This window comes from Streptomyces sp. NPDC030143, assembly GCF_055573695.1.
Genome location: NZ_JBVIAY010000006.1, coordinates 91,413 through 117,732, shown reverse-complemented (window position 1 = coordinate 117,732; position 26,320 = coordinate 91,413). Strand labels below are relative to the sequence as shown.

Here is a 26,320-nt window from a genome sequence, read left to right as displayed (position 1 = left end):
CGGGGGCGGCCCCGTACCGCCCGCACGGCCGGGTCCGGCGCCCGGACCCGGCCGTGCGGCGCCGTTCACGACCAGGCGTGGGCGAAGTCGATGGTGCGGGCCCACTCGGGATGGTCGACGAGCGGGTTGCGGTTGCCCTGGATCTCCGCGATCGCGAAGTTGCGGTGCTGTTCGTACAGGCCGACGGGGTCCGACTCGTGCCAGGCCAGCATGGTGCCGAGCTGGTCCGGCTGCAGTTCGCCACCGGCGTCCCCGACCCGTCCCGGGTAGCGCAGGATGAAGTACAGGGTGGCCCGGGCGACGGCGCCCTTGCCCGCCGACGGCTCGAAACCCCGGTGCTCCCGGCGTCCGCAGGAGCCTCGTCTGATCTCTTCGGTGTCGGTGAAGTCGAAGTAGGGGATGTTGCTGCGGAAGCTGTTGCACGTGGTCTCGCAGGCGAAGAGGTGGTGCAGGTCTCCCCGCATCGGTTCACGCCTGGCGAACCAGGACTGCGGCACCACGTGCTCGCAGTTGAAGGCCAGGGCCGCTTCCAGGGCGTCCATCTCCGCGGTGAGGGCCTCCGGGCCCAGGAAGGCCTCACGGAAGGCCAGTTCCTGCCAGCGCTGGATACGGGCGGTCTCCACGGCGGCGTCGGCTCGTATGAACTCCTCGGGAGTGAAGACCTGGCCGGAATAGATGCTGTGCAACTGCCGGTCGGGGTGCAGGTCCACGAACGGATACAGCATGCGCATCGGCTTGTAGGCGGGCCGGCGCTCGTGGGTGCGTTCGAGCAGCTCGGTGAGGGCGGGCCCCAGTCCGGCGCGGTCACCACCGTCGAGCCCCGCGTAGTAGGCCTCCCGGGCGGCGCGGTCGGCGTCGGCGTCGAAGTACGGGCGCTCCCGACCGACGTCCAGACTGGTCAGTCCCGCCTTCAGGTCCGCTTCGGCGGGAGAGACATGACCGTTCACGGCCGTGAGGGCCGTCGGCCGCGGAGCGCCGGGGGCGACGCCGGCACCCCCGGGGGCGGCCGAAGGCGGCACCTGAGGACGCCCCGACGAGGCGGTGCGGGGCTGGACGGTGACGACGACGTCGAGCGGCACCGTCACCTGCGACGCCGCGCCGGCTGCGACGACCGCGGCGGAGCCGACCCCTGCGTCGGCGCGGGGCGCCGGAGCGTCGGCCGCCGCCGGAGCCGGGGCGACGGTCTCGAAGAGGCCGGACCGCAGGTCGCCGGCGAGGCCGGTCACGGGGGCCTGCCGCACCGCTTGCAGCACACGGCTGATCCGCACCCCCTCGTTCGCCTTCCACGCCAGCCGGCCCTCGCCCATGTCGGGCCGCCAGCGACTGCCGTCCACGGAGAGGAAGTTGCCGTCGGCGTCCTTGAGCGGGACGCCGGCATGGTGCAGGGCCACCACCTCCCACTGATCGTTGAAGACGGGGGAGCCGGAGGAACCCGGCGCGGTGTCGGTGGCGTAGTGGACGAAGTCCTCCAGGAGGTCCACCACCTCGTTCTCCCGCAGCGCGAGTTGTTTGGGCTCACCGTTGGGGTGCTGGATGATGTTGACCGTCTCGCCCAGGATCACCTTGCCCTGCGCCTCGCCCAGCGGGAGCCAGGGGATGTCCTTCAGGTTCTCTCCGTTGCGGCCCCGGTCGGCGACCGCGACCAACGTGAAGTCCAGGTCCGGGTCGGTGACGAAGAAACGGTGGGGCTCCAGGTCGACGACGATGGGTGTCATCACGCGTCCGTCGATGCCGGCCTGGAAGTTGAACTCGATGACCCCGCGCTCGGCCTCCTGGAGGTCGGCCAGGACGTGATTGTTGGTCAGCATCAGGGACGGGGACGTCAGGAAACCGGTTCCGACATGCGACTCGGGGCCGCGGACGACGACCCGGCCCACGGAGCGCGCGGCCAGATGACCGCTTTCGAGGAACCGGACATCGATCAGGTCGTTGCGACCCATCAGCCGTTCCAGACCCAGCATGTCGGTCCCGAAGCTCTCCGGGGCCGGCCCGGACAGGCTGCGCCCGGTGGTGGGACGGCGCGGTGTGCCCTCCAGAGCGGTGGCCTGTGACCAGTCCGCTCCCAGACGTGCCAGCCGCGTGGTGACCCGTTCCGGCGTGTCCGCGTGCAACACCCCCTGGGCGTCGAGCACGCGCCGGGTCCGCTCACGGGCGGTCTCGCGCTCCTCGTAGCGGGCGGTGGCCCGCTCCAACTGCTCCTGCAGTCCGCCCGTCCGGCGTCGATGGGCCGTGGTGGTCATCTCGGTTCGCCTCCTTGCCGCGCACACCGTCCGGTGCCTGCTCCGGCAGCCCGTCCTCGGCGCGCGATCATGCTGTGGCGGTGTCTCCCGAGCGGGCCCCCGCGCGGGGCCCGGAAGTGCTCGAGGAGCCGCTGCTGTATTTCCTGAAGCACCCCTGCTGGTCGGCTCGAGGCCAGGCAGCCGGGAGGTTGCCGTTCGGGCGTCGTCGGCACAGCGCTCGGCTTCCTCCCGCAGGCCGACGGTGAGGAGGCGTCCGCTCGGGGCATCCGCCGCCGCAGCCTCGGCGACCGCGTGGCCGACGGGGAGCGGAAAGCGGGCCACTTCCTCGCCGTGGACGGCATCCGCGGGCGACGCCGATCAGAGGGGCCCCGAGGTCCGGAGGTGGCCTTGGAGTGCCGTGCCGACGGACGGAACGTCGTCGGAGTGCCGTCTGTCCACGTCAGGAGACGCGTGGGGGAGCGCCTCCCGCTCGGCCGGTGCGTCAGGCATCTTGTGCCGCCCGCACCATCCAGTCTGGGCCAGGCAGCACCTGACTGCCACTCGGCGGAGGACCTCGGTCCGGGCGTGCCGGAGAGAGCGGCTCGGGTGATCCGGCCGGCCGGGGTCGGTCAACTCCTGTGCCGGTGCGCAGGTTCGTCCCACTTGAAGCGTGAACCACCGGGGAGGATGGCGCATCTCGTGGCCCTGCGCCGGAGCGACGACCGCGGGAACGGCCGGGCGCTGCCGCGCTGAGCAGGGCACGGCGGCGCCGGCTTCGGCCGTCGCCCGCCTCACATGGCACCGGACCGCCGGTCCGGTGGGTCGTGTGGCCCGCAGAATGACGAGGGGGTCGCGCCGACCGTGGCAGAACGGGGCACGAGGCCTCGTCGGGTGACGTCGGGAGCAGAGGTCCGTCGAAGGAGCCGTGTCACCCGCCCTACCGGTACCGCCCGTGCAGGCGTACCGCCGGTGAGCCGTGGGCCGGGTGTCGGGCGCTGGGCGGACCGGAGTTCAGCCGGGTACCCGGGTGCGGGGTCGGCGGACTCGTCTCCCGAAGCGTGGACCACCGCCTTCCCGCGCCAGCCCCGGTGCGAACCCGACGACGTGCGCGGCGACTTGTCGATCGAGTGCTACGACGATCCGACCCCGCCTGCGGGCACCGAACCCGTGTACTCCTCCCAAGGCCCGCCGGGGCCCGGCCAGCCGCGGGCGTGGCCGTGCCGTGCCCCGCTGCCGTTCTCCCGTGACCGGACGGCCGATGACCGGTCCCCGGGCCGGTGGGTCCGGCCCCTCCCGCGGGCGGGGTCCGCACACGGAAGGCCGTCGCCCGCGGCAGATGACGCAAGCGCGGCGACGTCCTCCCGCCGAGGCCCTCCGGCCGCCGGTCGGAAGGGTCTTCGTGCGTCAGTCCGTCCCGGGCCGGCTGCGGCGTGCGTAGGCGCGGGCCGCGCGTGCCCGGTCGCCGCAGCGGGTCGAGCACCAGTGCCGGCGGCCGTGCCGGAGCAGGTAGCGGTTGCAGGGCGGGGAGCCGCAGGCGGTGAGGCGTTCGGCGTCGGGGCCGGTGAGCAGATCGGCCGCGTCGGCGGCGAGCGTCGCGAGAGCGTGGTCGACGATCTCGGTGGTGGGGTGCGGGGGGACGCGGTACGGCCCGCTCTTCTCGTCCCACTGCAACAGCGAGGCGGTGGGCACCCTGCTCATCGCGTCGTTGACGGCGGACAGGGCCGTGGGCAGGGCCGGCAGCCCGTCGACGCGGGAGGCGAACAACGCCCTGATCTGCTCCCGCAGGGAACGCAGCTGCGCCGTGCACATCTCCCGGAGCCCGGCGTCCGAGGGGGCGAGTTCCCGTTCGGCCAGCCACTGGTTCGCCTGCGCCGGAGTGCCGAGGAGGTCGGTGAACCGACCGCCGGGCAACGCCATGGCGCTGTTGGCGAACGCGAGCGCCAGGTACCGCTCCTCGCCGGGAGCGGGCGGCGCGGCGGGGTCGGCGGGCACGGTCGCATCCATGAGTCTCATGTTAAGGCTTGCCTGCATCCGTGAGAAACAGCTACGGTCTCTCACGGATAAACCGTCTCCATCCGTGAGGTGCTTTCTTCATGACCCCTGCCATGACGTCCCATGAGCCGTTCCCCGTCCGTGTCCTGGGCGGCCCCACCGCGGTGTTCGAGTACGGCGGCCTGCGCTTCCTCACCGACCCCACCTTCGACGCCCCCGGGGACTACCCGAGTCCGGGCGGCCCAAGCCTGACCAAGACCGCTCCTTCCTCCGTCGAACCCGCCGACCTCGGACACGTCGACGTGGTCCTGCTGTCGCACGACGAGCACGCCGACAACCTCGACCGTTCCGGCCGCGCCCTGCTCGCCGACGTGCCGCTCACGCTCACCACACCCGGCGGCGGCAAGCGCCTCGGCGACCGGGCCCGGGGGCTGGCCGACTGGGAGTCGGTCGAGCTCGACCGCCCCGGCGGCGGCACCGTCACGGTGACCGGCGTCCCCGCCGTCCACGGCCCCGGCCCGCGCGAGGAGACGGAGGCGATCACCGGAGAGGTCGTCGGATTCGTCCTGACCGGAGACGGGCTGCCCGCGGTGTACGTCAGCGGCGACAACGCCTCCCTCGACGCCGTACGGGAGACGGCCGAACGCTTCGGGCCGGTGGACACCGCAGTCCTCTTCGCCGGTGCGCCCCGCTTCGCGGGCCTCTTCGACGGAGGGACCCTCGTCCTCGACAGCGCTCAGGCCGCCGAAGCCGCCCGGATACTCGGCGCCCGTCGCGTGGTTCCCGTCCACTACGACAGCTGGGCCCATTTCACCGAGGGCCGCGACGAGCTCCTGGCCGCGTTCACCGCCGCGGGCCTGGCCGACCGCCTGGACTGGGGACAGCCGGACTGACCGCAAGGGGGCGCGGATCGAGGTGACGTGCCCGGCCGATGCCCTCCGACCGTCAGGAAGACGGGTCGAGAAGTCGGTCGACGCGCCCCCGCGCGTGGCGGTTCCCGGTCGGCGGGCGCGCCGAGGACCCCGGCGCGACGCCGGGCACGCGCGCTCGCCGCGTTGCCGAAAGCCCCTGATCGCTCCGCTGCGAGAGCTTCCGGCGCCGTGTGATCGCGCGCACCGGACGCCGCGAGCCGGTCGGGCTCCCCTTCTTCCGAGCTCTGAGTCACTGCCATGGACGCACCGGCCGAGCGGTTGTGGGGTGTCGTCCGCGGTTCCGCGGTCGCCGGCCGAACCCGGCGACGAGGCCGAGGCCCGGGACGACACTGAAGCCGCCGCACGTGACGTCCCGCAGGCACCGCTGCCGCGCAAGCGTCGCCCACCACCGAGCTGTCGGCCGCGACCACCGCCGCGGCTTCGACCTCCAAGCGCCCGGCATCCTCCGCAGGGCGCTGAGAGCCGTCAAGGACGCCCCGCATCCCGCCGTGAGTCCCACGGTCGGGGCATCACCGCGGTTGCCGACCGAAGGAGGGGGACCTTGGAGCGACAGGAGGGCCGCACCGCGCCGGTCCTGCGCTTTTCGACGGAGTTCATCGCCGGGGTTGCCGCCCCCGGGGCGTGATCGGCACCGCTGGTCCGCCGGTCGCGAGCGGGAACGGAGCGTCAGGTCGTCGCGAACCTGGCGACGTACGCGTCGAAGGGTTCGATGCCGACGTCCGCGCGGAGTTCGTCCACGCGCTCGGGCTCCTCACAGGGCCACGGAACCGGCGCCCCGTCCTTCACGCCGGCGATCTGAGTGCCGTAGATCTGCTTGCGGCCCTCGTTGACCAGTGTGCGGTCGCGCAGAAAGGCCAGGTCACGTGGTGCGGCCGCGCCGGCCGAAACCGCCTGCCGCATCAGTTGCAGGGCACGTCGCTGGACGTCGAGTTGCCGGTCGGCGTGCTGGGCGATCAGCCATGCCGCGCGTGCGGCGTCCTCACCGACCATGTCAGCCGTCGGCCAGCCGTACTCGTCCATGATCTCGGACAATCGGTCACCGTGCCGTGCGGTCAGCCGACGCCATGCCAGCTGCTCGGCGGGGTCGTCGCTGTTCGCGCGGACTGAGGACCGGTGATCGGCCGCAGCCATGGCCGTGAGTTCCTCCGCCAGCGCGGCAACGTCGTGCGCCACTTCCAACTCCTCTTCCGAATAGGTGTGTTGTGCTCCTTGCCCGCAAGCCTAAAGGGGCATATCGGGTGTCAAGATCGTTCCGAAGAACGGTGACAGGGGGCACCGCGCACCGCGATAATGGATCTACCCCTGAAGCCGAGACCGGACCGCCACGACGGCCATGGGCCCTGTGAGACACCGGGCGCGTCCGGTCGTCTCTCGTATGGCCATCGCCGGGCGGAATCCTGGGGGCATCGACCGACCCGCCCGACTCGCGTCGCGGCGCTCGCCCATCCCGTCGTAGAAGTCGGCCGGGCCGGTGTGGAGGCGGACGTCGGGCGTCGAGGCGGCCCGATACGGTGCCGCTCCGCGACGTATGAGCTGCGAGGTGTGCTCCGCACCGGCCGGCGCACACCCACCGGCGTCGCCGCCCTCTTCGTGTCGCCTGGTGTCCCCTTGCTCGCGGGTCGTTCACACCCAGTCCATTGCAACGATCGGTTAGGTAAGTGTTGCATTGAAAATCAAACCATTGCAACGATATGTGCTCACTGAGCTGCGGCAATGATGGTAGGACGCAATGAACAGGTTGCCTGTTGTGTGAATGCAACGTAGCTTTTCCTATGTCAGAAACAGAGTTGCGCACAGGAGCCTGTCAGAAGGAGCACTCGTGACGTCGCCCCTCGCAGAGAAGCCCCAGAGGGCGACTCCGGCCACCCCGAGCCCCCTCGCTTCCTTCATCCGATTCGTGCTCTTCGGGGGCGGCACCGGCGTCCTCTCCAGCTTCGCGGTACCGCTGCTGGCCGTGATCACACCCTGGGCGGTCTCCAACGCGGTCATCACCGTCGCCTCCACCCTGCTGTGCACCGAACTCCACGCCCGCTACACGTTCGGCACGGGACGCGGCGCCGGCCGGCGAGAGCACTGGCAGTCCGCATGTTCGGCCACCGCCGCTTATCTGGCGACCAGCGTCGCCGTGCTCGTCCTGCATCTGACACACCCGTCCCCCGGCGTGCTGACGGAGCAGGTCGTCTATCTCGGCGCCTCAGGGCTCGCCGGGGTCTGCCGCTTCATCGTCCTGCGCCTGTACGTCTTCGCCACCCGCCGCGACAAGGCCGCACGACCCCTGAAGCAGCAGGGCACGGTGGCCGTGCCCACGGTGGTGCGCCAGAGCACCCGCCCGTCCGACGGCTCGCGGCGGGCCGCGGGGCCGATCACTGCACGGGGCCCTCTCGGCTGCGGAGCCCTGCGGGTGGGCCGGACAGTCGTGGGTGCATCCACCGTCGCGCACGAGCGAGCCGATACGGCTGTCGGCGGTCCAACGGCGTGGTGCACGGGCCGTCCGGGACGAGCCCTGGCACAGGCGATCCAGCCGCGGACGCCCTGTTGGTATGGTGCGCAGGTTGCACCGCTCGGAGAGTCATGACAGCGCTCAGAGGAGAGGGGCCGGACGACGATGCAGGCGTCGGAGGCACGGCGTGCGGTGGCCGCGGCCCTGTCGATCGCCTCGTCACTCGGCCTGACAGCCGACGACGCGATCGTCCTCCACGACTCGAACAAACTCACTCTGCGCCTGCTGCCCTGTGACGTCCTGGCCCGGGTGGCACCTGTGGCGGAACAGGTCGCACGCTTCGAAGTCGAACTCGCTCAGCGGCTCGTCGCATCCGGTTGCCCTGTGGCTGCTCTCGATCCTCGAGTGGAGCCACGCGTCCATGAGCGTGACGGCTTCGCGGTCACGCTGTGGACCTACTACGAACCCGTGACACCTCGGGACATCCCGCCGGCCGACTACGCCGATGCGCTCGAACGGCTGCATGCCGGCATGCGCAAGCTCGACGTCCCGACGCCGCACTTCACGGATCGCGTCGCACAGGCCCGACAGCTCGTCGCGAACCGCGACCGCACCCCGGCGCTCGCCGACGTGGACCGGGAGCTGCTCGCCGACACGTTGCGACACCTGGAACGAGCGATCGGCGAGCGCGGCGGCCCCGAGCAACTGCTTCACGGCGAGCCGCACCCGGGCAACGTGCTCACCACGAGGGACGGGCTGCTGTTCGTCGACCTCGAGACGTGCTGCCGCGGGCCCGTCGAGTTCGACCTCGCCCATGCGCCCGAAGAAGTCGGCGAGCATTGTCCGGGCGTCGATCAGGACTTGCTGCGCGACTGCCGGATCCTCGTGCTGGCGATGATCACGACGTGGCGCTGGGATCGAGGTGACCGGCTTCCGGACGGGCGCCGGCTGGGCGCGGAGTGGCTCGGCCGGATCCGCGCAGCACTCGATCGCGACGGCCCGCGGCCCCATGGCTGATCGCGTGCCGTCGAGGTAGGACTCCGCGTCAGGACGGGGCGAGGACGCAGAACTCGTGGCCCTCCGGGTCGGCCAGGCACGTCCACGGGACGTCGCCCTGACCGAGATCGAGGTCGGTGGCGCCGAGGGCACGCAGCCGGGCCACTTCCGCTGCTTTGTCGTCACCGGCGTACGGCAGCAGGTCCAGGTGGATGCGGTCCGGGACGGTCCTCGCATCGGACGTGCGGAGGAACTCGAGGTACGGGCCGACCCCCTTGGCGGAGCGCAACACCGCGTGATCGTCGGTCACCTCGTGCAGGGTCCAGTCCGTCGCCTCACCCCAGAACCGGGCCATGGCCCGCGGATCCGCACAGTCGACCACCACCACGGCGATCGGCCCGGTGTCCCGGTACATCTCCCGGGGCTCCAGCACGCAGAACTCGTTGCCCTCGGGGTCGGCGAGGACCGTCCACGGCACTTCGCCCTGGCCCACGTCGGCGGGCGTCGCACCGAGAGCCCGCAGGCGCGCCACCAACTCCGCCTGATGGTCCGCAGAGGTGGTGGCGAGATCGAGGTGCACACGGTTCTTCGTCGTCGTCTTGGGTTCCGGGACGGGAACGACGTCGATGCCGAGGACGACCGGGTCCGGCCAGACGAGGCCGCCGACGGGTCCCACGTAGGTGGTCACGCCGGGGCTGTAGGCACTCCAGCCGAGCGCCTCCGCCCAGAACCGGCCGACCGCCGAGTGATCGACGGCCTTCATGTTCACGTGAACGGGTCGCAGTGCCATGCCGGCGATCCTATGCACCCGCTCCGGACGGCGCATCGTCCGCACCGTCGCCCCACAGAGACCGACTCGCTCGGCTGCGCACAGAACAACTCGCTCAGCAGTCTCAAATGCCCCGTCATCTGACGGGACGGGAACCGTCGACAGGCGGTCAGGGAGACGTGGTGGGCCATGTCCCCCGCGCTCCCGTGAGCCGAGGCGCAGGGGGCCGCACCGAAGACGATGCGGCCCCCTGCGGGTGTGACGGTTGCGCTGAGCTGTCTACCAGCGGTACCAGCGGCCTCGCTTCCCGCTGGGTCCGGTGGAGCGGGCAACGAAGCCGAGCAGCCAGAGCACCAGCACGATGACGGCGATCCACCACAGCGCCTTGAGCGCGAAACCGGCACCGAAGAGCAGCAGGGCGAGCAGGAGAACGAGCAGCAAAGGAACCATGATTATCTACCTCCGACCCGCCGTTTGCCCCACCGTGACTGCCGCACACACGCAGAATCTCCGTGTTTCTCATTCACCTTTCGGGAAACTCCTACTGGCTGTTGCGGTTCACGTCCGGGCGCAGGCCCTATCCGCTGGGGCACTCTGATGAGGCGTGGGCGGACAGCACGCCCTCGGGGCCGTGCGCCAGTCGAGAAGTCAGCGGCCGGTCATGAGGTGGGGCACTCTGCTGCGACGCCGTTTCCGGCGGGCGGCGGGGTCGCGTTCGGCGACGTGCCGGGCGGCCGAGTCGGCGCCGGGGCGGGCGTTACGGCTCCAGGGAGCGGACGGAGGCGTGGCGGGAGCGGGCCGACAGCATCGGGGTGGAGGTGCCGTCCTCGGCGTCGTGCGTCAGGGCACTGTGCCGGAGCCGGTGAAGCGTCCAGCCGTCCAGATCCTCGATGTCCTCGGGTGAGGCGAGCGGGTTGAGCCGTCGGACCGGCGGAGGGCCCCCCCGGGCTGCGGGTGGCGTGAAGGACGGTGCCCGACAGGACGGAGCCCGACATCGGAACGACCGCAGGAAATCAGCCACGTCCGCACCATTGACACAGCCCGGCGATCGGCCGTCTCATGTGCGACAGTGTTGGATTCAGCCAAATATTGCTCGGTCATGGTTCATCATGTTTGTTTTTCCGTGCGGCCGGGCAGCTCGGAGTGGAGGTAACACCCCATGCGCCGCGCCCGGCTCCTTGTTCTCGCCGTACTGGCGGCGCTGCTGTCGCAGGCCCTCCTGACGGGTACCGCCCAGGCGGCGACCGTCACGATCCCCAACGGGACGCAGTTCACCGACACCACCGGCGCCATCGTGCACGCTCACGGCGGCGGAGTGATCAAGGTCGGCTCCTCCTACTACTGGTTCGGTGAGAACCGCAGCGAGGACAACTCCTTCCGCTACGTGTCCGCGTACCGGTCGACCGACCTGAAGACCTGGGAGTTCAGACGCCATGTCCTGACCCAGGCGTCCGATCCCGAGCTGGCGTCCGCCAACATCGAGCGCCCCAAGGTCATCTACAACGCGGCCACCGGCAAGTTCGTCATGTGGATGCACAAGGAACTGGCCACCGACTACACCCAGGCCCGTGCCGCCGTCGCCGTCTCCGACACCGTCGACGGCGACTACGACTACCAGGGCAGCTTCCGCCCCCTGGGCTACATGTCCCGCGACATCACCGCCTACGTCGACGACGACGGCACCGGCTACATGGTCTCCGCCGCCAACGAGAACCGGGACCTGCACGTCTACCGCCTGAGCCCCGACTACCTCACCGTCGACAGCCGCGTGGAACTGCTGTGGCCGGGCCAGTTGCGCGAGGCGCCCGCGCTGTTCAAGCGCAACGGGGTGTACTTCCTGCTCACCTCGGGCGCGACCGGCTGGCGACCCAACCAGCAGATGTACGCCACCGCCTCCAGCGTCACCGGTACCTGGAGCGCGCTGCAGAACGTGGGTGACTCCACCGCGTACGGCTCCCAGACCACGTTCGTCCTGCCTGTCCAGGGCACCGCGGGCACGGAGTACCTGTACCTGGGCGACCGCTGGGGCAATTCCTTCGGCGAGAACGTCAACGCCTCGAAGTACGTCTGGCTTCCTCTGGAGTTCCCCACCAGTACCACCATGACCATGGACTGGTATCCGCAGATCACCGTCGACACCGCCGCCGGGAAGGTCGACGGGGTCGGCGGCCCGTGGGAGACGCTCACGGCACGCCACAGCGGCAAGTGCGTCGACATGCCCGGCAAGTCCCTCGACGACGGTGCCCAGTTCGCTCAGTACACCTGCAACGGCGGCATGAACCAGGCGTTCTGGTTCAAGGACATGGGCAGCGGATACGTCCAGCTCATGGCCAGGCACAGCGGCAAGTGCATGGACGTGGCCGACAACTCCACCGCCAACGGCAACAAGATCATCCAGTGGCCGTGCTCCACCGGCACCAACCAGCAGTGGCAGCTGCAGGACGCCGGCGACGGCTACGTCCGCCTCGTCTCCCGGCTGAGCGGCAAGTGTCTCGACATCGACGGCGCCTCCACCGCCAACGGCGCCAAACTCATCCAGTGGACCTGCGGAACCGGCGCCAATCAGCAGTTCAAGCGCGGAAGCTGATCCGACGGCACCCGCACGGCAGCTCGCGTGCCGGCGTGCGGGGCGCCGGGTGCGGGTGAGCCCCGGGCGAAAGGGGCGTGCACACGCGGACGGCCGGCTCGGTGGCTCGCACAGGTCGGTCGGGCGGGGTCGGTGGGCCGGTCGTCTCGGTAACGGCCGGCTCGGTGGGCCGGTCGTCTCGGTCGCGGTGGCCTCCCTCGTCTTCCCCCTCGTTCCTCCCAGCCGGGCAGGCAGGCCAGCGCCTCGGTGAGGTCCTCCACCCGCCGGCCGACGACATCGACGGGGTCGACGACGCGCTCCGCCCACTCGTGCATGGCGACCCCGGACAACGTGAACGCCGCCCAGGGAGCGGGGGTGACCTCCACCCCGTACAGATGACCGCCGTGCTCGCCGAGCGTCGCCCCGCTGCGCAGCGCGGACAGCAGACGGCTGTGGTGTGCGACGGGAGCGTTGCGGGCGGTGGGGCCGCCCGGTCCGGCGGCCTCGCCGACATCTGTGATGCACAGCCGGTTCGCAAAGCCCAACATCAGCGTCACAGTCCCGTCGGGCACCTCCAGCCGTCTGCGTGGTTCCTCCAACGCCAGCCTGTATCCCTGGTACTGCATCACCCCGGGACGTAGCCGCCTGTCAGGGCGTTGCCAGACCAGCTCCCACCCACTGACCGGATCCACGAAGCAGCGCACCGCGCACCTCCGCACCCGGCATGTGCCGCACGCCCTCCGGGCCGCTGCCCGGGAATCAGCCCTTGCTGGACCTCGGGAACGGCCGACACCACCACGGACGTCGCTCCGGCCGGGGCCCGCCCGGCACGCGGTGCGGAACGCGACCGGGCGCGGCCGGCCGGTGACGGGCCCTGCTGCGCCGAGCCACTCCCGCAGGAGACGGCGCGAAGAGGCCACCGCGGACAGGTGATCGGTGCCGGACGACGGAGCGAGTCGCACCGGACGCACCGGCCCCGGCGCCGCACCGGGCCCGTGCCCGGAGGACTGACGTTCTGTCATTGTGCTTGTCATGCCCGCACGCAATCGAAGACTGCCCCGCCACCGGTCCTGGCCCCTGACCACCATCGACATCGACCAGTGCCTCGGCCCTCACATGAGCCGCGTCACGGACCTGCGGTTCCTCAAGGGGCATGACAGCGGGACGATCGTCCTGCAGGCAGAGTGGATCGCTCCGAACCCCCGCAACCACGGCAGCGGCATCCACCCGGACATCGTCGGCTTCCGTATAGACGTCCACCCGGTCGATGCCACCGAACGTGCTGTCATCCGCCCTGTCCTGCGCGCGCACGCCCTCCCGCAACTCCACGCCTGGATCACGCAGGCGATCGCTGCCGACGAGACCTGGCAACTGACGTCCCATCGGCACTGCTGGCGGCTCACCGACGGTCACCTCACCCACCGCGACGAGGCCTGAACCGAGTCCGGTCGACACACAGGGTGCGACCTGCGGAGGAGGCCCGGCGACGGTGCCGGAGAAGTCGCTCCGCCGGCCTCCTGCCCGGTTCGCCGCCGGTGGTCGCACGTACCGTCGCCGCCCAGGGGGAGCTGGGCGGCGACGGCGAGTGAGGGCTTGGACGGCGCCGTCAGGCGGTGTCGCCGGTGTCGCACAGAACGGCGCCCAGGACCTCGTTCCCCTGGGTTCCGCGCCCCGGGAAGGTGATCCGGGCGCCGGGAGCCACCGTCCGGCACGGGACCTCGGTCCCGTCCAGGTACACGACCGTCAGGGTGTGGGTCCTGGAGCAGTCGTTGGTGGCGAAGGTGTAGCGCCAGTCCACTGCGAGGCGCACGCAGTCGGGCGCGCCGATCGCTCCCGGCGCCGACGGCGAAGGCTCCCGGGTTGCCGCCGCCCCAGGTGCGGCGTACGCGACCGTGCCGGTCGTCGCTGCGCACAGAGCCATCGCGAGGATGGTGAAAGTTGAACGCATGAACCGCACCATCGCACAGCTTCCCTTCACTTGGTGAACAAGTGCCCTCAGCGTAGGAGGTGAGGAAGAGTGCATGAAAAGCTTTGCGGCACCTTTCGCAAGGCGGCTCCCTCTCTTTCACCAACGGCCTCTCGCCGGCTTCAGCACTGTGAAAGGCCAGGTCAGCGTCGGGAACTGGCGGCATCTGAGGGAAGGGAGGCTTCCGGCGGGAGGATGCGGCGGCGCGGACGGGCGCCACTGTTCCGCGACGACAGAGCAGGACTCACACCTGCCACCGGGACCGATCGCCGTCGACCGGTGAAGGCGGAGAGGAGACCGAAAGTGATCGGCCGTCAGGCTGTCCGGGCGTGGGAAGGCATATCGGGCGGCACGGCCTTCGAAACGCGGTGGCGGGTCACGGCGAGGTGGTCGCAGGCGTCACGGACGCCCACGCGAACCCGTCCGGGTCCGTGAAGGGCCCGGCGCCGCCACCGATCAGGATCCGGTGGGAGCCGGTGCCGTCGGGGGAGACACCGGCGTCCTTGGCGAGGGCCCGGCGCCGGTACAGAGCCAGCTTGACGGGGCTCCCCTCCGAGGCGAACTCGACGTACATGCCTCCGAAGCTCCTGGCCGCGGTGAAGCCCCGGTCGAGGTAGAACCGCTTGCTCGCGGACACGTCGGCGACGCCGAGCAGCAGCACGACCTCGTCGATGCGCCGGTCGGCGGGACCGGTGTCCTTCTTCGCCGAGGTCGCGATCTTCCAGATCGTCCCGTCCGGGGCCTGTACGACGCCCCCGTAGCCCCAGAGCGACTTGGCGGCGGGCTTCAGAGCCCTGGCGCCGGCGTCGAGGGCGGTGCCGACAAGGCTGTCGACGGTGGACGGCTGGGACACCACCAGCGACAGCGTGAACCCGCGGAAACCTGTGCCGGGTGCCTCCGAGGCGCGCACGCGGACCTGCCCGCCCAGGCCGAAGGCGCTGGTGTGGAAGCGGTCGGCGGCAGCGGGGTCGGTGACGTCGAGGGTGACGGTTTCGATGAATGACATGCCCGTCACGCTAGGTGCGGCTCGACCCGGTGCGCTTCTCGATTCCTGACCGGTTCGTCGTGCCTACAGGCTGAGCGCGTCCTCCGCGTTGTTCACCCACGGGGTCACGGAGGTGGTGTCGGGCGAGACGTGCAGGCCGGGGGTGCCGACCGTGAGCGGTGTCTGCTCCAGGTCGGATTCCGTGTTCATGGTCATCGCGATCGAGTCGACGGTGTGCCCCTTGCCGTCGTCGGCGCCGCCCATGAGCCCCGCGTAGGCCGAATCGCCCGGTTCGAGCCGCAGCGCTTCCTCGATACCGGGGGCCTTGCCCCGCTCCGTCGCCGAACCGTCCAGATCACCGAAGGTCACGACCGGGTGGCCCAGTGCCCTGCACGCTTTGGTGCCCTTGTTGGTGATCTTCAGGAGGTAACTGCTGGTCGTGGGCTCCGCCAGGCTCGCGGTGAAGGTCACGTCGAACGTGCTGCACGGGAAGACGTCGTAATCGGCCGAGGAGCCGCCGCTACCGGTGGAGCTCCCCCCGGTGGAGCTCCCGCCGGTGGACCCGGCCGGCGCGGACGCCGAAGCGGAAGGCGCGGACGCCGACGGTGCCGAGGGCGTGGACGGTGCGGCCGGCTTCGCCGACCCGGAGGGGCCAGCGGCCGGTGTCGTCGACGTCCCGCCCGCCGCGTCGTCCTCGGTGGGCCCGCACGCGGTGAGTGCGAAGGCGGTGACGGCGGCGAGGACGGCGGCGGCTCTGCGAACGGTGCTCATGGTGCTGTTCCCCCGATTGCTGTGTGTCAGTGCTCTGCTCCGAGCCCCAGCTTCTCCCGCGTTCTTCACAGCCCGGTGACAGGATCTCGCCGGGTTCACCACGGTTGCCTCCCCCCGTGTGCCCAACAGGTCCCCCTCCGCGGATCCGCGCGAGGGAGGGAGGGCGGCGGGGGTGCGGCACGGAAATTCGGGTGCTCCGGCCGGCCGGCCGCGTTAGGGTCACCCGCATGAACGTCACCGGCCCCAGCACCACCGCGACCGCGCGAGCGACCAGCTCGCCGGTTGCCGCCGCCTGACGCCCCCCTCTCCCCGGCGACCGGAAACGGTCCGTCGGTGATGCCGTGGCGCCCGCCCCGGCCGGAGACCGAACGGTCCCGTTCTCCGGTGCCTCCCCCCGCTGTGACGCGAAGGAGCCACCCCCCATGAACTCGGAGCAGTTGGTTGCAACGTTCGTCGAGTACTTCGAAGAGCGTCACCACCGCCGCATCGTCGGCTCGACGCTTCTGCCGCCGCCCGACGACCCCGTGCTCTTCACCACCTCCGGCATGCACCCGCTCACCCCGTACCTCGAGGGCCGTCCCCATCCGCTGGGCAAACGGCTGGTCAACGTGCAACGCTGCCTGCGCACCACGGACCTCGAAGAGGTGGGCGACGCCACTCATCTGACGGTCTTCGAGATGCTCGGCACCTGGTCACTGGGCGACTACGAAGGCCCCGTCAGCCTCGGCTGGGGATACGGGCTGCTCACCGAGGGGCTGGGTGTCGATCCGGGCCTGCTGCATGCCACCGTTTACGCCGGCGACGGCCGGACCGGGCCGGACACCGCGTCCCTCGAGGTGTGGCAGGACCTCGGCGTCCCCGTCGAACTCACCGTGGAGGACAACTGGTGGTCCAACGGCCCTGCCGGACCGTGCGGCCCCGACTCGGAGATCTTCCTGTGGAGCGGTGACGGCCCGCCCCGGTCGACACCCACCCGCGACGACCGCTGGGTGGAGGTGTGGAACCACGTGACGATGAGCCACCGTCGGCTCGACGACGGTTCCCTCGTGCCCCTTCCCCAGCGCAACGTCGACACCGGACTGGGCCTGGAGCGGCTGGCCTCACTGCTCCAGGGAAAGCCGTCCGTGTTCGAGTGCGACGTCTTCGACCCCTGGCGCCGCCTCGTGCCGCCCCTGTGGAACCTCGACGAGTCGCCGCTGCGCCTGGTCTGCGACCACCTCCGCGCGGCCGTCGTGGTGCTCGGCGACGGTGTCCGCCCGGCCCACACCGGACGGGGCTACGTGCTGCGACGTCTGGTGCGACGGGTGCTCACCGTGCTGTGGCGGGACGATCCCTCGCGCAGTGTGGAGGACCTGCCGGACGAACTGGTCCGGCACACCCTGGACCACTTCCGGCAGGACGTGCGCCTGGGCGACGTGCTGCGGACGCTGCATGAGGAGGAGGCCAGGTTCCGACGGCTCCTGGAGCGCGGCAGGCAGGTGCTCGCCCGGCCCCGGTTCCAGGGCCCCCTGACGGAGGAGGACTTCCGCCACCTCCACGACACCCACGGTCTGCCACGGGACCTGGTCACGAGCCTGCGCCAGGAGTGAGGACGCGGGCCTGCGCCAGGAGTGAGGACGCGGGCCTGCGCCAGGGGTGAGGACGCGGGCCGCGCAGGCCGTGCGGCTGCTCGGAACGGAGGGAGGGGCGGACGGGCGGAGGAAGGGACAGACAGCCGGAGGGAAGGAGCCGCCGCGGGGATCCCGAAGATAACGACCGGTCGGTAACATGCGGTTCATGACTACTGCCGCTCTCGCGCCGCGCGCCGGTCGACGCTGTCACACCGTGCTCAACTCCCTGCACGCGACCCACTACTTCTCGCCCGATCTGGGACGCGAACTGGCCGCTCTCGGGATCACCCATCCCCGGGCCGTGAACTTCGCCGTACGGGCGGCGGCTCTGGGGCCGGTCGGAGCCGGCGCGGTGACGGCGACCTTCTACAACTACAAGCACGATCTCGTGGTCCGGCATGTGCCCGCCGTGTGGTCGGTCGCCACCCCCGCGGACGTGCTCGCGGCACGCGCGCGTGCCGTCGACGCGACACTGCGGCGGCTGCTGGGCGACGAGGTCGTGGCGTCAGCGGAGATGGCGGAGGCCGCAGAACTCGCCCTGCGCGCCACAGAGGCCTGTCAGCGCAGCGCCCGGCCGCTGTACTCGGCGCACGCCGACCTTGCCGTCCCCGACGAGCCGCACCTCGCGTACTGGCACGGAGCGACGCTGCTGCGCGAGCATCGGGGCGACGGGCACCTGGCCGTGCTGATGTCCTTGGGCCTCGACGGACTGGAGGCGATGGTGACCCACACCGCCACGGGCAAGGGCATGGCTCCGAAGTGGGTGGCGGCCACCCGTGGCTGGACCCGGGACGACTGGAACGCGGCGAAGGCCCGTCTGCGGGACCGCGGGCTGCTGGACGACACCGGCGACCTCACCGAGCGGGGCGTGACGCTCCGCGAGGACATCGAGCAGGAGACCGACCGCCTGGACGGGGCTCCGTACGAGCACCTCGGCCCGCAGGGTGTGGCCCGCCTGACGGCCCTCGGAACGACGTTCGCCCAGGCCGCGATGGCTGCCGGGGCCTTTCCGGCGGATCTGATCGGCAAGGGGTGAAACGGGACGCGGAGCGACGGGACCGGCCGCGGTGGCGCCGCGTGCACCGCTGGTTCGATGCCGGTGCACTCAGCGCACACGTGGGCTTCCGTGCGGCTGTTTGACTTGCGGAGAACGGATCACGATCGCCCACCGGTCGGAACGAAGGTGGCCCGCCACCGACAACGTCAGGGGCAACATCCGCGACCACGGAGTGGCCCAGATCGGCACCGAGAACGTCAACCTGGAGACGCACTGGAGCAGGCTCTCGACCTGGGTGACAACGTGCTGAACAACGCCGGACACCCTCCGATCACGATCGGTGCGGGAGTCTTCGCCCGCATACAGCGGGTCCCGCCCCCGTGAGGCAGGCGGGGCACGAGGGCGCGCACTGCGCCCCGCGTCCCGGCAGGATCAGCGTCGGGCTGAGGAAGGACCTCGTCCCGGGCCGGCGGCAGAGGTCCGGGATGGGCGGGCCTGCGCCCGGCACAGCGACCTGGCACCGGACCGCACTGCCGTCGCGGCGAGGCCGCGGCGGCAGTGTCAGGTGCGGCGGGCCAGTAGGTAGGCTCTGCGGGTCTCGACCTCGTGGGCGTAGTGGGTGCGTTCCATGTGCATCTCCACCGTGAATCCGGCCTCTTCGAGCAGTCCGGTGATGTGCGCGGGCCGGAGGAAGCGGAAGTCGACGTCCACGGCATGCCCCCACCACTCGTCCAGGTGCCGGACCTCCTCACCGATGTGGAAGGAGAGGAGGAGGAGCCCCGCAGGGCGGAGTACCCGCCTTGCCTCCTCGAAGGCGCGGCGCAGGTCGGCCGGGTCGAGGTGGATGATCGTGTAGAAGGCGACGGCGGAGCCGAACTCGCCGTCCTGCGCGGGGAGTTCCAGAAGGTCGCCCTGTCGGAACTCCACCTGTGCGAACCGGCGGCGACCGGCCTCGACCATGCCCGCGGACAGATCGATCCCGACCGTGCGCGCACCCTTCCCGGCGAGCCAGGCCGCCACGTGCCCGGGGCCACAGCCGAGGTCGGCGATCGGGGTGCCCGACTCCGTCATGTCAAGAAGGGAGACGAGGAGTGCCCGGTCGAGCGGCTTGCCGGCGAGCTCGTCGTGTAACCGGGCCGCGTACTCTTCGGCGACGGTGTCATAGCTGCGGCGTACCGACTTGTGATGTGCACGATCATCCATGCGCGCAGCATGCCACCCAGGCGTCGGGAACCCGGCCCCTTTCGGGGGTGGTCAGGGGTTGCGGGGCCCGGTGGGCGCTGCTCGCCGCGCTTGTGACCTCCGGCGGATGCGGGCCGGGTCGCTGTCCCCTGAGGTCGCACACCGTCGGTCCACCGACGACATCACCACCTCCGCCTCTCGGTACAACCCCCGAAGCGGTGCGGCCGTCCAACATGCGCCGGCTCATCCGGCAGGACCGCAACTTCCGTCACCCCAGGGGGATGTCATGACACCCGTCTCCGTCAGCCGCGCGCTGCGGCTCGGAGCCACCGGCGCCGCGGTCGCGGTGCTGACCGCCGTGGGACCGGCCGCCGTGCCCGCCTCGGCCCAGGACGAGCGCACCGACCAGCTGTGGATCCAGGTGCCGTACGAGCGGACACTCACCGTCGCCCCGGCCGGAGGCACGGCGCAGTACCGCGACCTCCCGGTCGGCCTGCACCACGACAACGCCGCCGTCACCGTCTCCGACGGCCGCCTCACCGTCGACGTCTCGGGCCTGGCCGATGTGGCCGAGGTGGCCTGGCCGGAGAACTGCGCGCCCAGTGGGAACACCGCGGTGTGCTCCGTTGCCGAGGTTCCGGCGCTGGACGACTACCGTGCCCAGGTCCGGCTCAAGGTGCGCGCGCTGCCCGGCGTCGCGCCCGGCACCCAGGGGAAGATCACCTACGAGGCGACGGCCGAAGGACCCGACGGCGAACTCGTCGCCCCGCACGACTCGTTCGACACGTCCGTCACGGTCGCCTCGGGGCCCGATCTGAACGTCGTCCAGCCCGACAGGCTGGAGGGCGTGCGGCCCGGCGGCTCGCTCACCGCGCCGTTCGCCGTCACCAACACCGGCAACGAGCCCGCGAACGGCCTCAGCGTGCGCATGTCGGCGACGCACGGCCTGGAGTTCGTGACGCAGTACCCGCAGTGCACGTACACGCGCACGGGCGGCGAGGGCGAGGCCGCCCCGATGACGCACGTCTCGTGCGCCTTCGACACGGTTCTCGCACCGGGCGCGACCTTCGAGCTGCCCGCGCCGCTGAGGCTCGCCGTCGCCGACCACGCCCTGTACGAGCTTTTCAGCCACTCCGTCGAGCCGGGCGGGGGCGCCACCGACATCCAGAGCGACGGCAACTTCGCGATGTGGCCCGTCGAGGTCGTCAACACGGCCGACTTCGCGATGCGCGGCGACACGGTCCGGGCACGGGCCGGCACGACGGTCACGGCCACGGTCCGCTTCCTCAACCGGGGTCCGGCCTGGGTCGGCCACGTCGGCTCGGGCGACCCGGCCGCCGTCGTCACGTTCCACGTGCCGGAGGGTACGAGGGCCACGGGCGTCCCGGACCTCTGCGAGCCGCGCACGCTGGAGGGGCGCGAGTACGGCGAGCGGTTCGGCGCCCCGCGCTACGACTGCTACCTGCCGCTCTGGGTCGGGCAGAACGCCAGGGCCGACCTTCCGTTCCAGCTGACCGTCGACCGGGTGGTGCGGGGCGCGACCAGCGAGGTGGTCGCGCACCCCGACTGGGGCGGCCCCACGTTCCCCTTCGACCCGAAGCCGCGGAACAACAAGGCGAAGGTCGTCGTGAACCCGTGAGCCGTTGATCCTCGGCACGGGGGCGCCCCTCGCACGGGGGCGCCCCCGTGCCGCTTCGGCCCCGCAGCCGGATCACCGGACCACCTGCCCTGCGCCTCGGCCTCCCGTCCACCCGCCCCGGGAGCACGGCGGGGAACGCCGACGTGTACCGGAAGCGGGCGGGCACGCCGTCCGGCGCGCGATGCGGTCGAACGCCGGCCGGGGAGCGCGCCGCGGGCGGCGCAGGCCCAGGGAACGGGTCAGCCGGTCGGAAGGCCCAGCCCGTAGTACCTGACGTGGTACCCGTCCACGTACTCGGCCTCGCCGCCGATGATCAGGTCGGTCGGCTCGCTCACCCCGGCCGCCCTGGCCGTCGCCACGAGCATCTCCGCGAGTGCGCGGCCCTTCGGTTCGCCGGGGCCGCCCGCGTCCACGCGCCACACCGGATCGTCGTCGCTCCAGACCGAGGCCGTGTGGGGGTGCTGGGCGACCGTGCCCCAGCCGAGCGCGGCCGGATCGACGCTGTCCGGGGCGAAGCAGCCGATCGACAGCCGGTTGTCGCACGTCACGTCGAAGAGGATGGGTGCGCTGCCGTCGGCGCGCCCGTAGAACGGCATGCCGATGCCGATGCCCAGGGCGGTGGCCTCGGCGGGCAGCGCCCCCAGGAAGTCACCCAGGGACCGGGTGACGGTCTCCCAGCTGCGGGCTGTCCAGCCACCGGGAAAGCCGAGGCCGGCGTTGGCATGGTCACGGTTGCTGCCGAAGAAGCCGCTGATCGAGTGTTCCTCGCCGATCCCCTGGCGCCAGAACCAGTTCTCCGCCGGGTCGGTGGGCTGCAGGACCAGCTCCGGCCCCGACTTTCCGGCGCGCAGCTCCAGGGTGTCCGGCCTGCCGCGCCAGCGCACGAAGGGAGCGCCCCAGAGCGGCCCGCTGTCGTAGAAGGGGCCCATGTCGCCGTGTGACCCTATGACGGACGGCGCGCCCAGCGCCGTGGTCAGTTCCTCCCGGGAGGTGCGGAACGCGGCGGCCTGTGCCGCGGCGTCCGGTGCGACGGTCGCCACGGGGACCGCGAGCTCCACGTACGACTCGCCGTCGACGTAACGCTCCTCGTACGTGCCGACCGGGCGCAGACGGGCGTCGCCCGAGGAACGGCCGGTGATCAGGACGGGATGGTCCGGCGTGCCGCTCCAGGCCCAGCCGAGCTCGGCCGCCAAGGCCCTCACCCCGTCCGGCGTCCAGTCGCCGGTGTCCGCCGCGACGAGCCGTCGGGCGAGATCCGCGAGGGACTGTTCTTCCATGCTTCCCCGTTGTGCGTTCACGCGCCCATCGTGCCGCATCCCGGGCCGGACCCGACCTCGGGGGTGCAGCGGGGATATGGCGTCGACGGCGGGCGGGCTCCGCACGGCTGCACGGGCGTCAGGGACCGCCGTCCGCCAGCGGTTTCGCCCCGGTCGGACCTGCCGGACCAGCACGGTGTGGCCCTTCCGAACCGCCCCGCCGGAGAACTGCACGAGCCCGCCGTACAGGTGACGTGCCCATTGCAGGGTCCGGACCCCGTCCCGGTCGTACGGGCAGAGCCCCGCGTCGACGAGCTCCCGCGGGTCCCGGGTGCGCGGCGAGCAGGTCGTAGGGCAGCCCGGCCCCGTGCCGCCGCGCCGAGCCGATCGGCGGTCGGACAGCGGTAGTCCCCGCCCCGCGGGTCCGGGTAGCGGACCGGACGAGCTGTGCGCGCGGGCAGGGCCCGGTGCCGTGGTGCGCAGGGCCGACCACGGCCGCGATGGCGTCGACGGCGAACATCACTCGGACGGACCGCCGGACGGCTCACGCGTCCCGGCGCTGCCAGGCGTCGTGCACATGACGGCCGAGGAGTGGCCCGCCGAAGACCACGAACCCGACGCCGATGAGCCAGGACTGCACGACGAGCATGGTGCCGACGTCCCCGTAGGTGACCGCATTGGTCACGATCAGCGGGGAGAACACCTGGTCGGAGAACCAGCGCAGCCCCCCGAGACCCGCCATCGTGGCGACCGAACCGGGCAGCAGCGCACCCCAGCGCACCCGCTCGCCGAGCAGGAAGTGCTGCCCCCACCAGAAGAACAACACCCCCAGCAGCGAGGTGAGGGCGATGCGCAGGACCGAGAGCGCCGTCCCGCCCCGAAACGCCGCACCGCTGTGCGTCTCGGAGTACAGATAACCCGTCAGCGCGGCGAGCCACACCACGCGGCGCCAGACGTGGTGCCACGGTCCCGAGGGCACCTCCCAGATCCTCTCGTAGCCGTTCTGCACACTCGCCGCGAAGGTGACGCCGAACAGGGCGACGAGCACGACGCTCAGGGCGCTGGTCGTGCTCAGCACCCTGCGCGGCGCGGCGAACAGTTCCCGCACCGCTTCCGCCGGGCGCCCCGAAAGACTCATCCCGTCGATCACCCACAGGGCGAAGCCCCGCTCGCTGAAGGGGAGCGCCGCGGCGACGACGATCAGGAGCGGGACCAGGGTGACCAGCCCCAGCGCCGAGAAGCCCATGGCCCGGTGCAGCAGTTCCAGCTCGTTCCCGTGCCGCCACAACCGTCCGGCGACGGAGTCCTGCCATCGGGCACGCACTCCGCGGCGGGGCGGTCGCCGCTCCGGGGAAACGCCAGAGGCGTCCGTCACACGCCCTCGCTTCCTGGCGCGCCCCGAGCGCGCGCCCGCCACTCGCGTGCCGGAGGCACTGGCCGTCCGGCGCTCCTCGACTGGGACGACGTTCAGCGGTTCCCGAGCCGGTCGGGGGCGAAACCTCCGGGGAGGCAGGTCACCCCGTGTCGGGCCGCCGCCTCATGCCGGGGGGCGAATCCCCAGACATCGGCCAGAGGGGCAGCGCCGGGCCGCAGCCGCACGGGCTCGAACCGGCCACCAGGCTCCCGGGCGGACCACCGGCCCCGCAGCTCCCCGTCGCACCGTCATCACGGCTCCCGCAGTCGGATCACCGCTGCGCGGAAGCGGTCAGCGGCATCCCCGGACCGACGACCGACCGCTCCGGACGAGCTGCCTGGGCGTCACTGCCCCTCGTGATCGCCATGCCTTCGATCACACACCACCGCACCGGCCGTGCGCACCCGCTTTACGGCCCCGGCGAGCGCCCGGGACCGTGCGGGCTGTGGGGGCCTTGCGCTTTGAGCGCCTGATCAGGCCGCGCGGCCCAGGCGGGCAGCCCGGCGCGACCGGCGAGGCCCCGGGGAGACCTGCTCCTGAGCCGGAGCACCGGCTGTCCGTTCCCCCGGGACGCCCCGTGCGTCCGGCCTCTGGTGTCCGGTGGCCACGCGGTGATGCGGCCGGGAACCATGGAGACGATCGCCACGGTGGATTCGCCCCGCCGGGCGGTGCAGACCGTCAACGCGGTGCTGCCCGAGGCGTACGGCCCCGCGGTCCCGGGCACGGCTGACGAGGTCGACGGCGCCTGATCATGTGTCCGCGCGCCTCGGCCCGCAGCCGCTCGATGCGCGGACCGGCCTCCGCGAGCGGACCGCGCGAGGGCATGCCTCGACCGCGGCCGGACGGCTTCTCCCGCCCGGCCGGCGGATGGGTGGCGGGTTCGCCCTGACCGCTCCGGCCCGTCGGGTCGGAGCGGTCAGGACGTGGCGGACGGGGTTGGGGTCACTGCGTGTAGAAGGTCGCGTCTGCCCGGGCGGTCGTCGTGCTGACGGCCTGGACGTACAGCAGGTAGTTGTAGTGGCGGATGTAGCGGCCCGGCAGGTTGAACGACTCGTACGAGACCCCGGCGGAGTCCGCGAGACCGGCGCGGGCGGTGAAGGAGGCGTCGCCGGCGAACTGTGCCGTCCCGTCGTTCTTCTCCACCCACACCTCGTTGTTCTTGTGGCGCAGGAAGTAGCCGGGGAAGTTGGCCGACTCCAGGGAGACGGTGCCGGTGCCGGTGAGTCCGGTGACGACGCGGAACTGCGAGTCGGCCAGCGGCGCGACGTTCGCCTCGATCCTGGCGCGGTACTCCCAGTGCCGGATGAACCGGTCGGGGTAGTTGTAGGAGGAGAGCCGGATCGGGGTGAGGCCGTCGGCGACGGGGATGCCGAAGTCGGGGGTGCCGTCGGCCTTCCAGTAGATCTTCTGGACGCGGGTGCGGCGGTTGGGGTCGTTGAGCGGGGCGCCGCTGATGTCCCTGTAGCTGCGGTCGTGGTAGACGAGGATGTCGGACTTGCCGTCCTCGGAGACCGTGAACTGGTTGTGCCCGGGGCCGTACTGGCTGGTGGCGGCGTTGCTGGCGAAGACCGGGCCGGTGCTCTTGGCCCACGACGAGGCGCTGAGCAGGTTGGCCGACGCGGGCGCGGTCAGCAGGCCCATGCAGTAGTTGGCGTCGGTGGCGCTGGCCGAGAAGGTCATGAAGACCTTGCCGTTCCGCTGGATCACGGCCGGACCTTCGTTGACCGTCTCGCCGCCGGCGGTCTCCCACGAGGCGGTCGGCCGGCTGATCATGACGGGTGTGCCGGTGATGGTCCACGGGTTGGACATCTGGGCGATGTAGAGATTGGTTCCGCGACCGACGGCCGGGTCGTTCTGCGCCCAGGACAGGTAGCGGGTGCCGTTCACGGCGAAGGTCGTCGCGTCCAGGGAGAAGGTGTCCAGCGGCAGCGCGATACGGCCCTTCACCGTCCAGGTGCCCGTGATCGGGTTCGCGTCCGCGCACTCCAGGACGTAGGGGCGGATGTGCCAGATGTTGTTGGCGTCACCGGCGGCGAAGTAGATGTACCACTTGCCGTCGATGAAGTGGATTTCCGGGGCCCAGATGTAGCCGCCCATCGTGCCGGTGGCGGGCCTGGTCCAGATGGTGGTCTCGGGGGCCGACGTGAGCCCCTGGATCGTGGTGGCCCGGCGCAGCACGATCCGGTCGTACGCCGGAACGGTGGCGGTGAAGTAGTAGAACCCGTCGGTGTGCTTGAAGATGTGCGGGTCGGCCCGCTGCTCGGCGATGGTGTTCGTGTAGGTCACACCGGGTGACGCGGGCACGGCGGCGTGGGCGGTGCCGGTTGAGACACCGGTGAAGGTGGCGGCGGCCGACCCGGCGATCATGCCGAGAACCGTCCGACGGGTGAGCTCAGGTCTCACGGACCTCTCCCTATGGCGCTGAAGGTGCAGAGATACCGTCTGTTCACACTGCCGGTATTTCGAACACGGTTCGTTGATTCGGCCAGACGATAAGTTCTGCTCGAGGCTCAGTCAACGCTTCTGTCACACGAGCATCCGGGGCGCGGGCCCACCGCCCGCAGACCGGAGCCGCGCACGGCAGTA

General features: G+C 71.3%; 21 protein-coding genes. 9 read left to right on the top strand and 12 right to left on the bottom strand.

The window, feature by feature from the left end:
• Positions 1-65: 65 nt before the first annotated feature.
• Complete coding sequence (locus tag ACZ4YY_RS13120; protein ID WP_468287979.1) at positions 66-2,240, bottom strand: endonuclease; 2,175 nt, start codon at positions 2,238-2,240, stop codon at positions 66-68.
• A 1,383-nt stretch (positions 2,241-3,623) separates the two neighbouring features.
• Positions 3,624-4,223 carry a CGNR zinc finger domain-containing protein gene (locus ACZ4YY_RS13115; RefSeq protein WP_468287976.1) on the bottom strand — a complete coding sequence of 200 codons (600 nt, stop codon included), beginning with the start codon at positions 4,221-4,223 and terminating at the stop codon, positions 3,624-3,626.
• Between the two features lie 89 nt (positions 4,224-4,312).
• Between ACZ4YY_RS13115 and ACZ4YY_RS13110 the strand changes: the two genes are divergently transcribed.
• Positions 4,313-5,104 (top strand): MBL fold metallo-hydrolase, encoded by a 792-nt coding sequence (locus ACZ4YY_RS13110; protein ID WP_468287973.1) that lies wholly within the window; start codon positions 4,313-4,315, stop codon positions 5,102-5,104.
• A 705-nt stretch (positions 5,105-5,809) separates the two neighbouring features.
• On the opposite strand, the gene ACZ4YY_RS13105 is transcribed toward ACZ4YY_RS13110, so the two are convergent.
• A complete protein-coding gene (locus ACZ4YY_RS13105; RefSeq protein WP_468287970.1) occupies positions 5,810-6,316 on the bottom strand; it encodes a DUF6624 domain-containing protein in 507 nt (168 codons plus the stop codon).
• A 646-nt stretch (positions 6,317-6,962) separates the two neighbouring features.
• Between ACZ4YY_RS13105 and ACZ4YY_RS13100 the strand changes: the two genes are divergently transcribed.
• Entirely contained in the window at positions 6,963-7,718 is a 756-nt protein-coding gene (locus ACZ4YY_RS13100; RefSeq protein ID WP_468287967.1) for a GtrA family protein, read from the top strand.
• Between the two features lie 30 nt (positions 7,719-7,748).
• On the top strand, positions 7,749-8,600 hold the full coding sequence (locus ACZ4YY_RS13095; RefSeq protein WP_468287964.1) for a phosphotransferase enzyme family protein: 852 nt from the start codon (positions 7,749-7,751) through the stop codon (positions 8,598-8,600).
• Between the two features lie 28 nt (positions 8,601-8,628).
• Here ACZ4YY_RS13095 and ACZ4YY_RS13090 read toward each other — a convergent pair whose 3' ends face one another.
• Both ACZ4YY_RS13090 and ACZ4YY_RS13085 read right to left on the bottom strand, forming a co-directional pair.
• The gene (locus ACZ4YY_RS13090) at positions 8,629-9,369 is read right to left on the bottom strand and encodes a VOC family protein (RefSeq protein ID WP_468287962.1); all 741 of its coding nucleotides are present in this window, start codon (positions 9,367-9,369) and stop codon (positions 8,629-8,631) included.
• Positions 9,370-9,627: 258 nt separating this feature from the next.
• Positions 9,628-9,798: a DUF5670 family protein gene (locus ACZ4YY_RS13085; RefSeq protein WP_468287959.1), complete on the bottom strand. Its 171-nt coding sequence runs from the start codon at positions 9,796-9,798 to the stop codon at positions 9,628-9,630.
• 709 nt (positions 9,799-10,507) lie between these two features.
• Between ACZ4YY_RS13085 and ACZ4YY_RS13080 the strand changes: the two genes are divergently transcribed.
• Positions 10,508-11,935 (top strand): RICIN domain-containing protein, encoded by a 1,428-nt coding sequence (locus ACZ4YY_RS13080; RefSeq protein ID WP_468287956.1) that lies wholly within the window; start codon positions 10,508-10,510, stop codon positions 11,933-11,935.
• Between the two features lie 1,011 nt (positions 11,936-12,946).
• The gene (locus ACZ4YY_RS13075) at positions 12,947-13,351 is read left to right on the top strand and encodes a hypothetical protein (RefSeq protein WP_468287954.1); all 405 of its coding nucleotides are present in this window, start codon (positions 12,947-12,949) and stop codon (positions 13,349-13,351) included.
• 169 nt (positions 13,352-13,520) lie between these two features.
• Here ACZ4YY_RS13075 and ACZ4YY_RS13070 read toward each other — a convergent pair whose 3' ends face one another.
• From ACZ4YY_RS13070 to ACZ4YY_RS13060, 3 genes are all read right to left on the bottom strand, one after another.
• Complete coding sequence (locus tag ACZ4YY_RS13070; protein WP_468287952.1) at positions 13,521-13,835, bottom strand: alpha-amylase; 315 nt, start codon at positions 13,833-13,835, stop codon at positions 13,521-13,523.
• Positions 13,836-14,256: 421 nt separating this feature from the next.
• The gene (locus ACZ4YY_RS13065; protein WP_468287949.1) at positions 14,257-14,886 is read right to left on the bottom strand and encodes a VOC family protein; all 630 of its coding nucleotides are present in this window, start codon (positions 14,884-14,886) and stop codon (positions 14,257-14,259) included.
• A gap of 63 nt (positions 14,887-14,949) precedes the next feature.
• Complete coding sequence (locus ACZ4YY_RS13060) at positions 14,950-15,636, bottom strand: DUF4232 domain-containing protein (RefSeq protein ID WP_468287947.1); 687 nt, start codon at positions 15,634-15,636, stop codon at positions 14,950-14,952.
• A 422-nt stretch (positions 15,637-16,058) separates the two neighbouring features.
• On the opposite strand from ACZ4YY_RS13060, the gene ACZ4YY_RS13055 reads away from it, so the two are divergent.
• Both ACZ4YY_RS13055 and ACZ4YY_RS13050 read left to right on the top strand, forming a co-directional pair.
• A complete protein-coding gene (locus ACZ4YY_RS13055; RefSeq protein WP_468287944.1) occupies positions 16,059-17,225 on the top strand; it encodes an alanine--tRNA ligase-related protein in 1,167 nt (388 codons plus the stop codon).
• A 187-nt stretch (positions 17,226-17,412) separates the two neighbouring features.
• Complete coding sequence (locus ACZ4YY_RS13050; RefSeq protein ID WP_468287941.1) at positions 17,413-18,282, top strand: SCO6745 family protein; 870 nt, start codon at positions 17,413-17,415, stop codon at positions 18,280-18,282.
• Positions 18,283-18,804: 522 nt separating this feature from the next.
• Here ACZ4YY_RS13050 and ACZ4YY_RS13045 read toward each other — a convergent pair.
• Positions 18,805-19,446, bottom strand: coding sequence for a class I SAM-dependent DNA methyltransferase (locus ACZ4YY_RS13045; protein ID WP_468287938.1), 642 nt, complete (start codon positions 19,444-19,446; stop codon positions 18,805-18,807).
• A 265-nt stretch (positions 19,447-19,711) separates the two neighbouring features.
• Here ACZ4YY_RS13045 and ACZ4YY_RS13040 point away from each other — a divergent pair, with 265 nt between their 5' ends.
• Positions 19,712-21,064 carry a COG1361 family protein gene (locus ACZ4YY_RS13040; RefSeq protein WP_468287936.1) on the top strand — a complete coding sequence of 451 codons (1,353 nt, stop codon included), beginning with the start codon at positions 19,712-19,714 and terminating at the stop codon, positions 21,062-21,064.
• A 239-nt stretch (positions 21,065-21,303) separates the two neighbouring features.
• Here the strand turns inward: ACZ4YY_RS13040 and ACZ4YY_RS13035 are convergent, their stop codons facing one another.
• Both ACZ4YY_RS13035 and ACZ4YY_RS13030 read right to left on the bottom strand, forming a co-directional pair.
• Complete coding sequence (locus ACZ4YY_RS13035; RefSeq protein ID WP_468287933.1) at positions 21,304-22,341, bottom strand: hypothetical protein; 1,038 nt, start codon at positions 22,339-22,341, stop codon at positions 21,304-21,306.
• Positions 22,342-22,864: 523 nt separating this feature from the next.
• Positions 22,865-23,695, bottom strand: coding sequence for a ribonuclease BN (locus ACZ4YY_RS13030; protein ID WP_468287930.1), 831 nt, complete (start codon positions 23,693-23,695; stop codon positions 22,865-22,867).
• 569 nt (positions 23,696-24,264) lie between these two features.
• Between ACZ4YY_RS13030 and ACZ4YY_RS13025 the strand changes: the two genes are divergently transcribed.
• Positions 24,265-24,483, top strand: a complete 219-nt coding sequence (locus tag ACZ4YY_RS13025; protein WP_468288545.1) for a DUF6193 family natural product biosynthesis protein — start codon at positions 24,265-24,267, stop codon at positions 24,481-24,483.
• A gap of 193 nt (positions 24,484-24,676) precedes the next feature.
• Here the strand turns inward: ACZ4YY_RS13025 and ACZ4YY_RS13020 are convergent, their stop codons facing one another.
• A complete protein-coding gene (locus ACZ4YY_RS13020) occupies positions 24,677-26,101 on the bottom strand; it encodes a family 43 glycosylhydrolase (protein ID WP_468288542.1) in 1,425 nt (474 codons plus the stop codon).
• Between the last annotated feature and the right edge of the window lie 219 nt (positions 26,102-26,320).

Excerpts from the sequence above, each read along its gene's own strand:
- ACZ4YY_RS13085 (WP_468287959.1), bottom strand. The coding sequence starts at position 9,798 with ATGGTTCCTTTGCTGCTCGTTCTCCTGCTCGCCCTGCTGCTCTTCGGT.
- ACZ4YY_RS13095 (WP_468287964.1), top strand. The coding sequence starts at position 7,749 with ATGCAGGCGTCGGAGGCACGGCGTGCGGTGGCCGCGGCCCTGTCGATC.
- ACZ4YY_RS13040 (WP_468287936.1), top strand. The coding sequence starts at position 19,712 with ATGACACCCGTCTCCGTCAGCCGCGCGCTGCGGCTCGGAGCCACCGGC.
- ACZ4YY_RS13060 (WP_468287947.1), bottom strand. The coding sequence starts at position 15,636 with ATGAGCACCGTTCGCAGAGCCGCCGCCGTCCTCGCCGCCGTCACCGCC.
- ACZ4YY_RS13055 (WP_468287944.1), top strand. The coding sequence starts at position 16,059 with ATGAACTCGGAGCAGTTGGTTGCAACGTTCGTCGAGTACTTCGAAGAG.
- ACZ4YY_RS13065 (WP_468287949.1), bottom strand. The coding sequence starts at position 14,886 with ATGTCATTCATCGAAACCGTCACCCTCGACGTCACCGACCCCGCTGCC.
- ACZ4YY_RS13120 (WP_468287979.1), bottom strand. The coding sequence starts at position 2,240 with ATGACCACCACGGCCCATCGACGCCGGACGGGCGGACTGCAGGAGCAG.
- ACZ4YY_RS13020 (WP_468288542.1), bottom strand. The coding sequence starts at position 26,101 with ATGATCGCCGGGTCGGCCGCCGCCACCTTCACCGGTGTCTCAACCGGC.
- ACZ4YY_RS13070 (WP_468287952.1), bottom strand. The coding sequence starts at position 13,835 with ATGGCTCTGTGCGCAGCGACGACCGGCACGGTCGCGTACGCCGCACCT.
- ACZ4YY_RS13050 (WP_468287941.1), top strand. The coding sequence starts at position 17,413 with ATGACTACTGCCGCTCTCGCGCCGCGCGCCGGTCGACGCTGTCACACC.
- ACZ4YY_RS13115 (WP_468287976.1), bottom strand. The coding sequence starts at position 4,223 with ATGGATGCGACCGTGCCCGCCGACCCCGCCGCGCCGCCCGCTCCCGGC.
- ACZ4YY_RS13080 (WP_468287956.1), top strand. The coding sequence starts at position 10,508 with ATGCGCCGCGCCCGGCTCCTTGTTCTCGCCGTACTGGCGGCGCTGCTG.
- ACZ4YY_RS13110 (WP_468287973.1), top strand. The coding sequence starts at position 4,313 with ATGACCCCTGCCATGACGTCCCATGAGCCGTTCCCCGTCCGTGTCCTG.
- ACZ4YY_RS13090 (WP_468287962.1), bottom strand. The coding sequence starts at position 9,369 with ATGGCACTGCGACCCGTTCACGTGAACATGAAGGCCGTCGATCACTCG.
- ACZ4YY_RS13045 (WP_468287938.1), bottom strand. The coding sequence starts at position 19,446 with ATGGATGATCGTGCACATCACAAGTCGGTACGCCGCAGCTATGACACC.
- ACZ4YY_RS13035 (WP_468287933.1), bottom strand. The coding sequence starts at position 22,341 with ATGGAAGAACAGTCCCTCGCGGATCTCGCCCGACGGCTCGTCGCGGCG.
- ACZ4YY_RS13075 (WP_468287954.1), top strand. The coding sequence starts at position 12,947 with ATGCCCGCACGCAATCGAAGACTGCCCCGCCACCGGTCCTGGCCCCTG.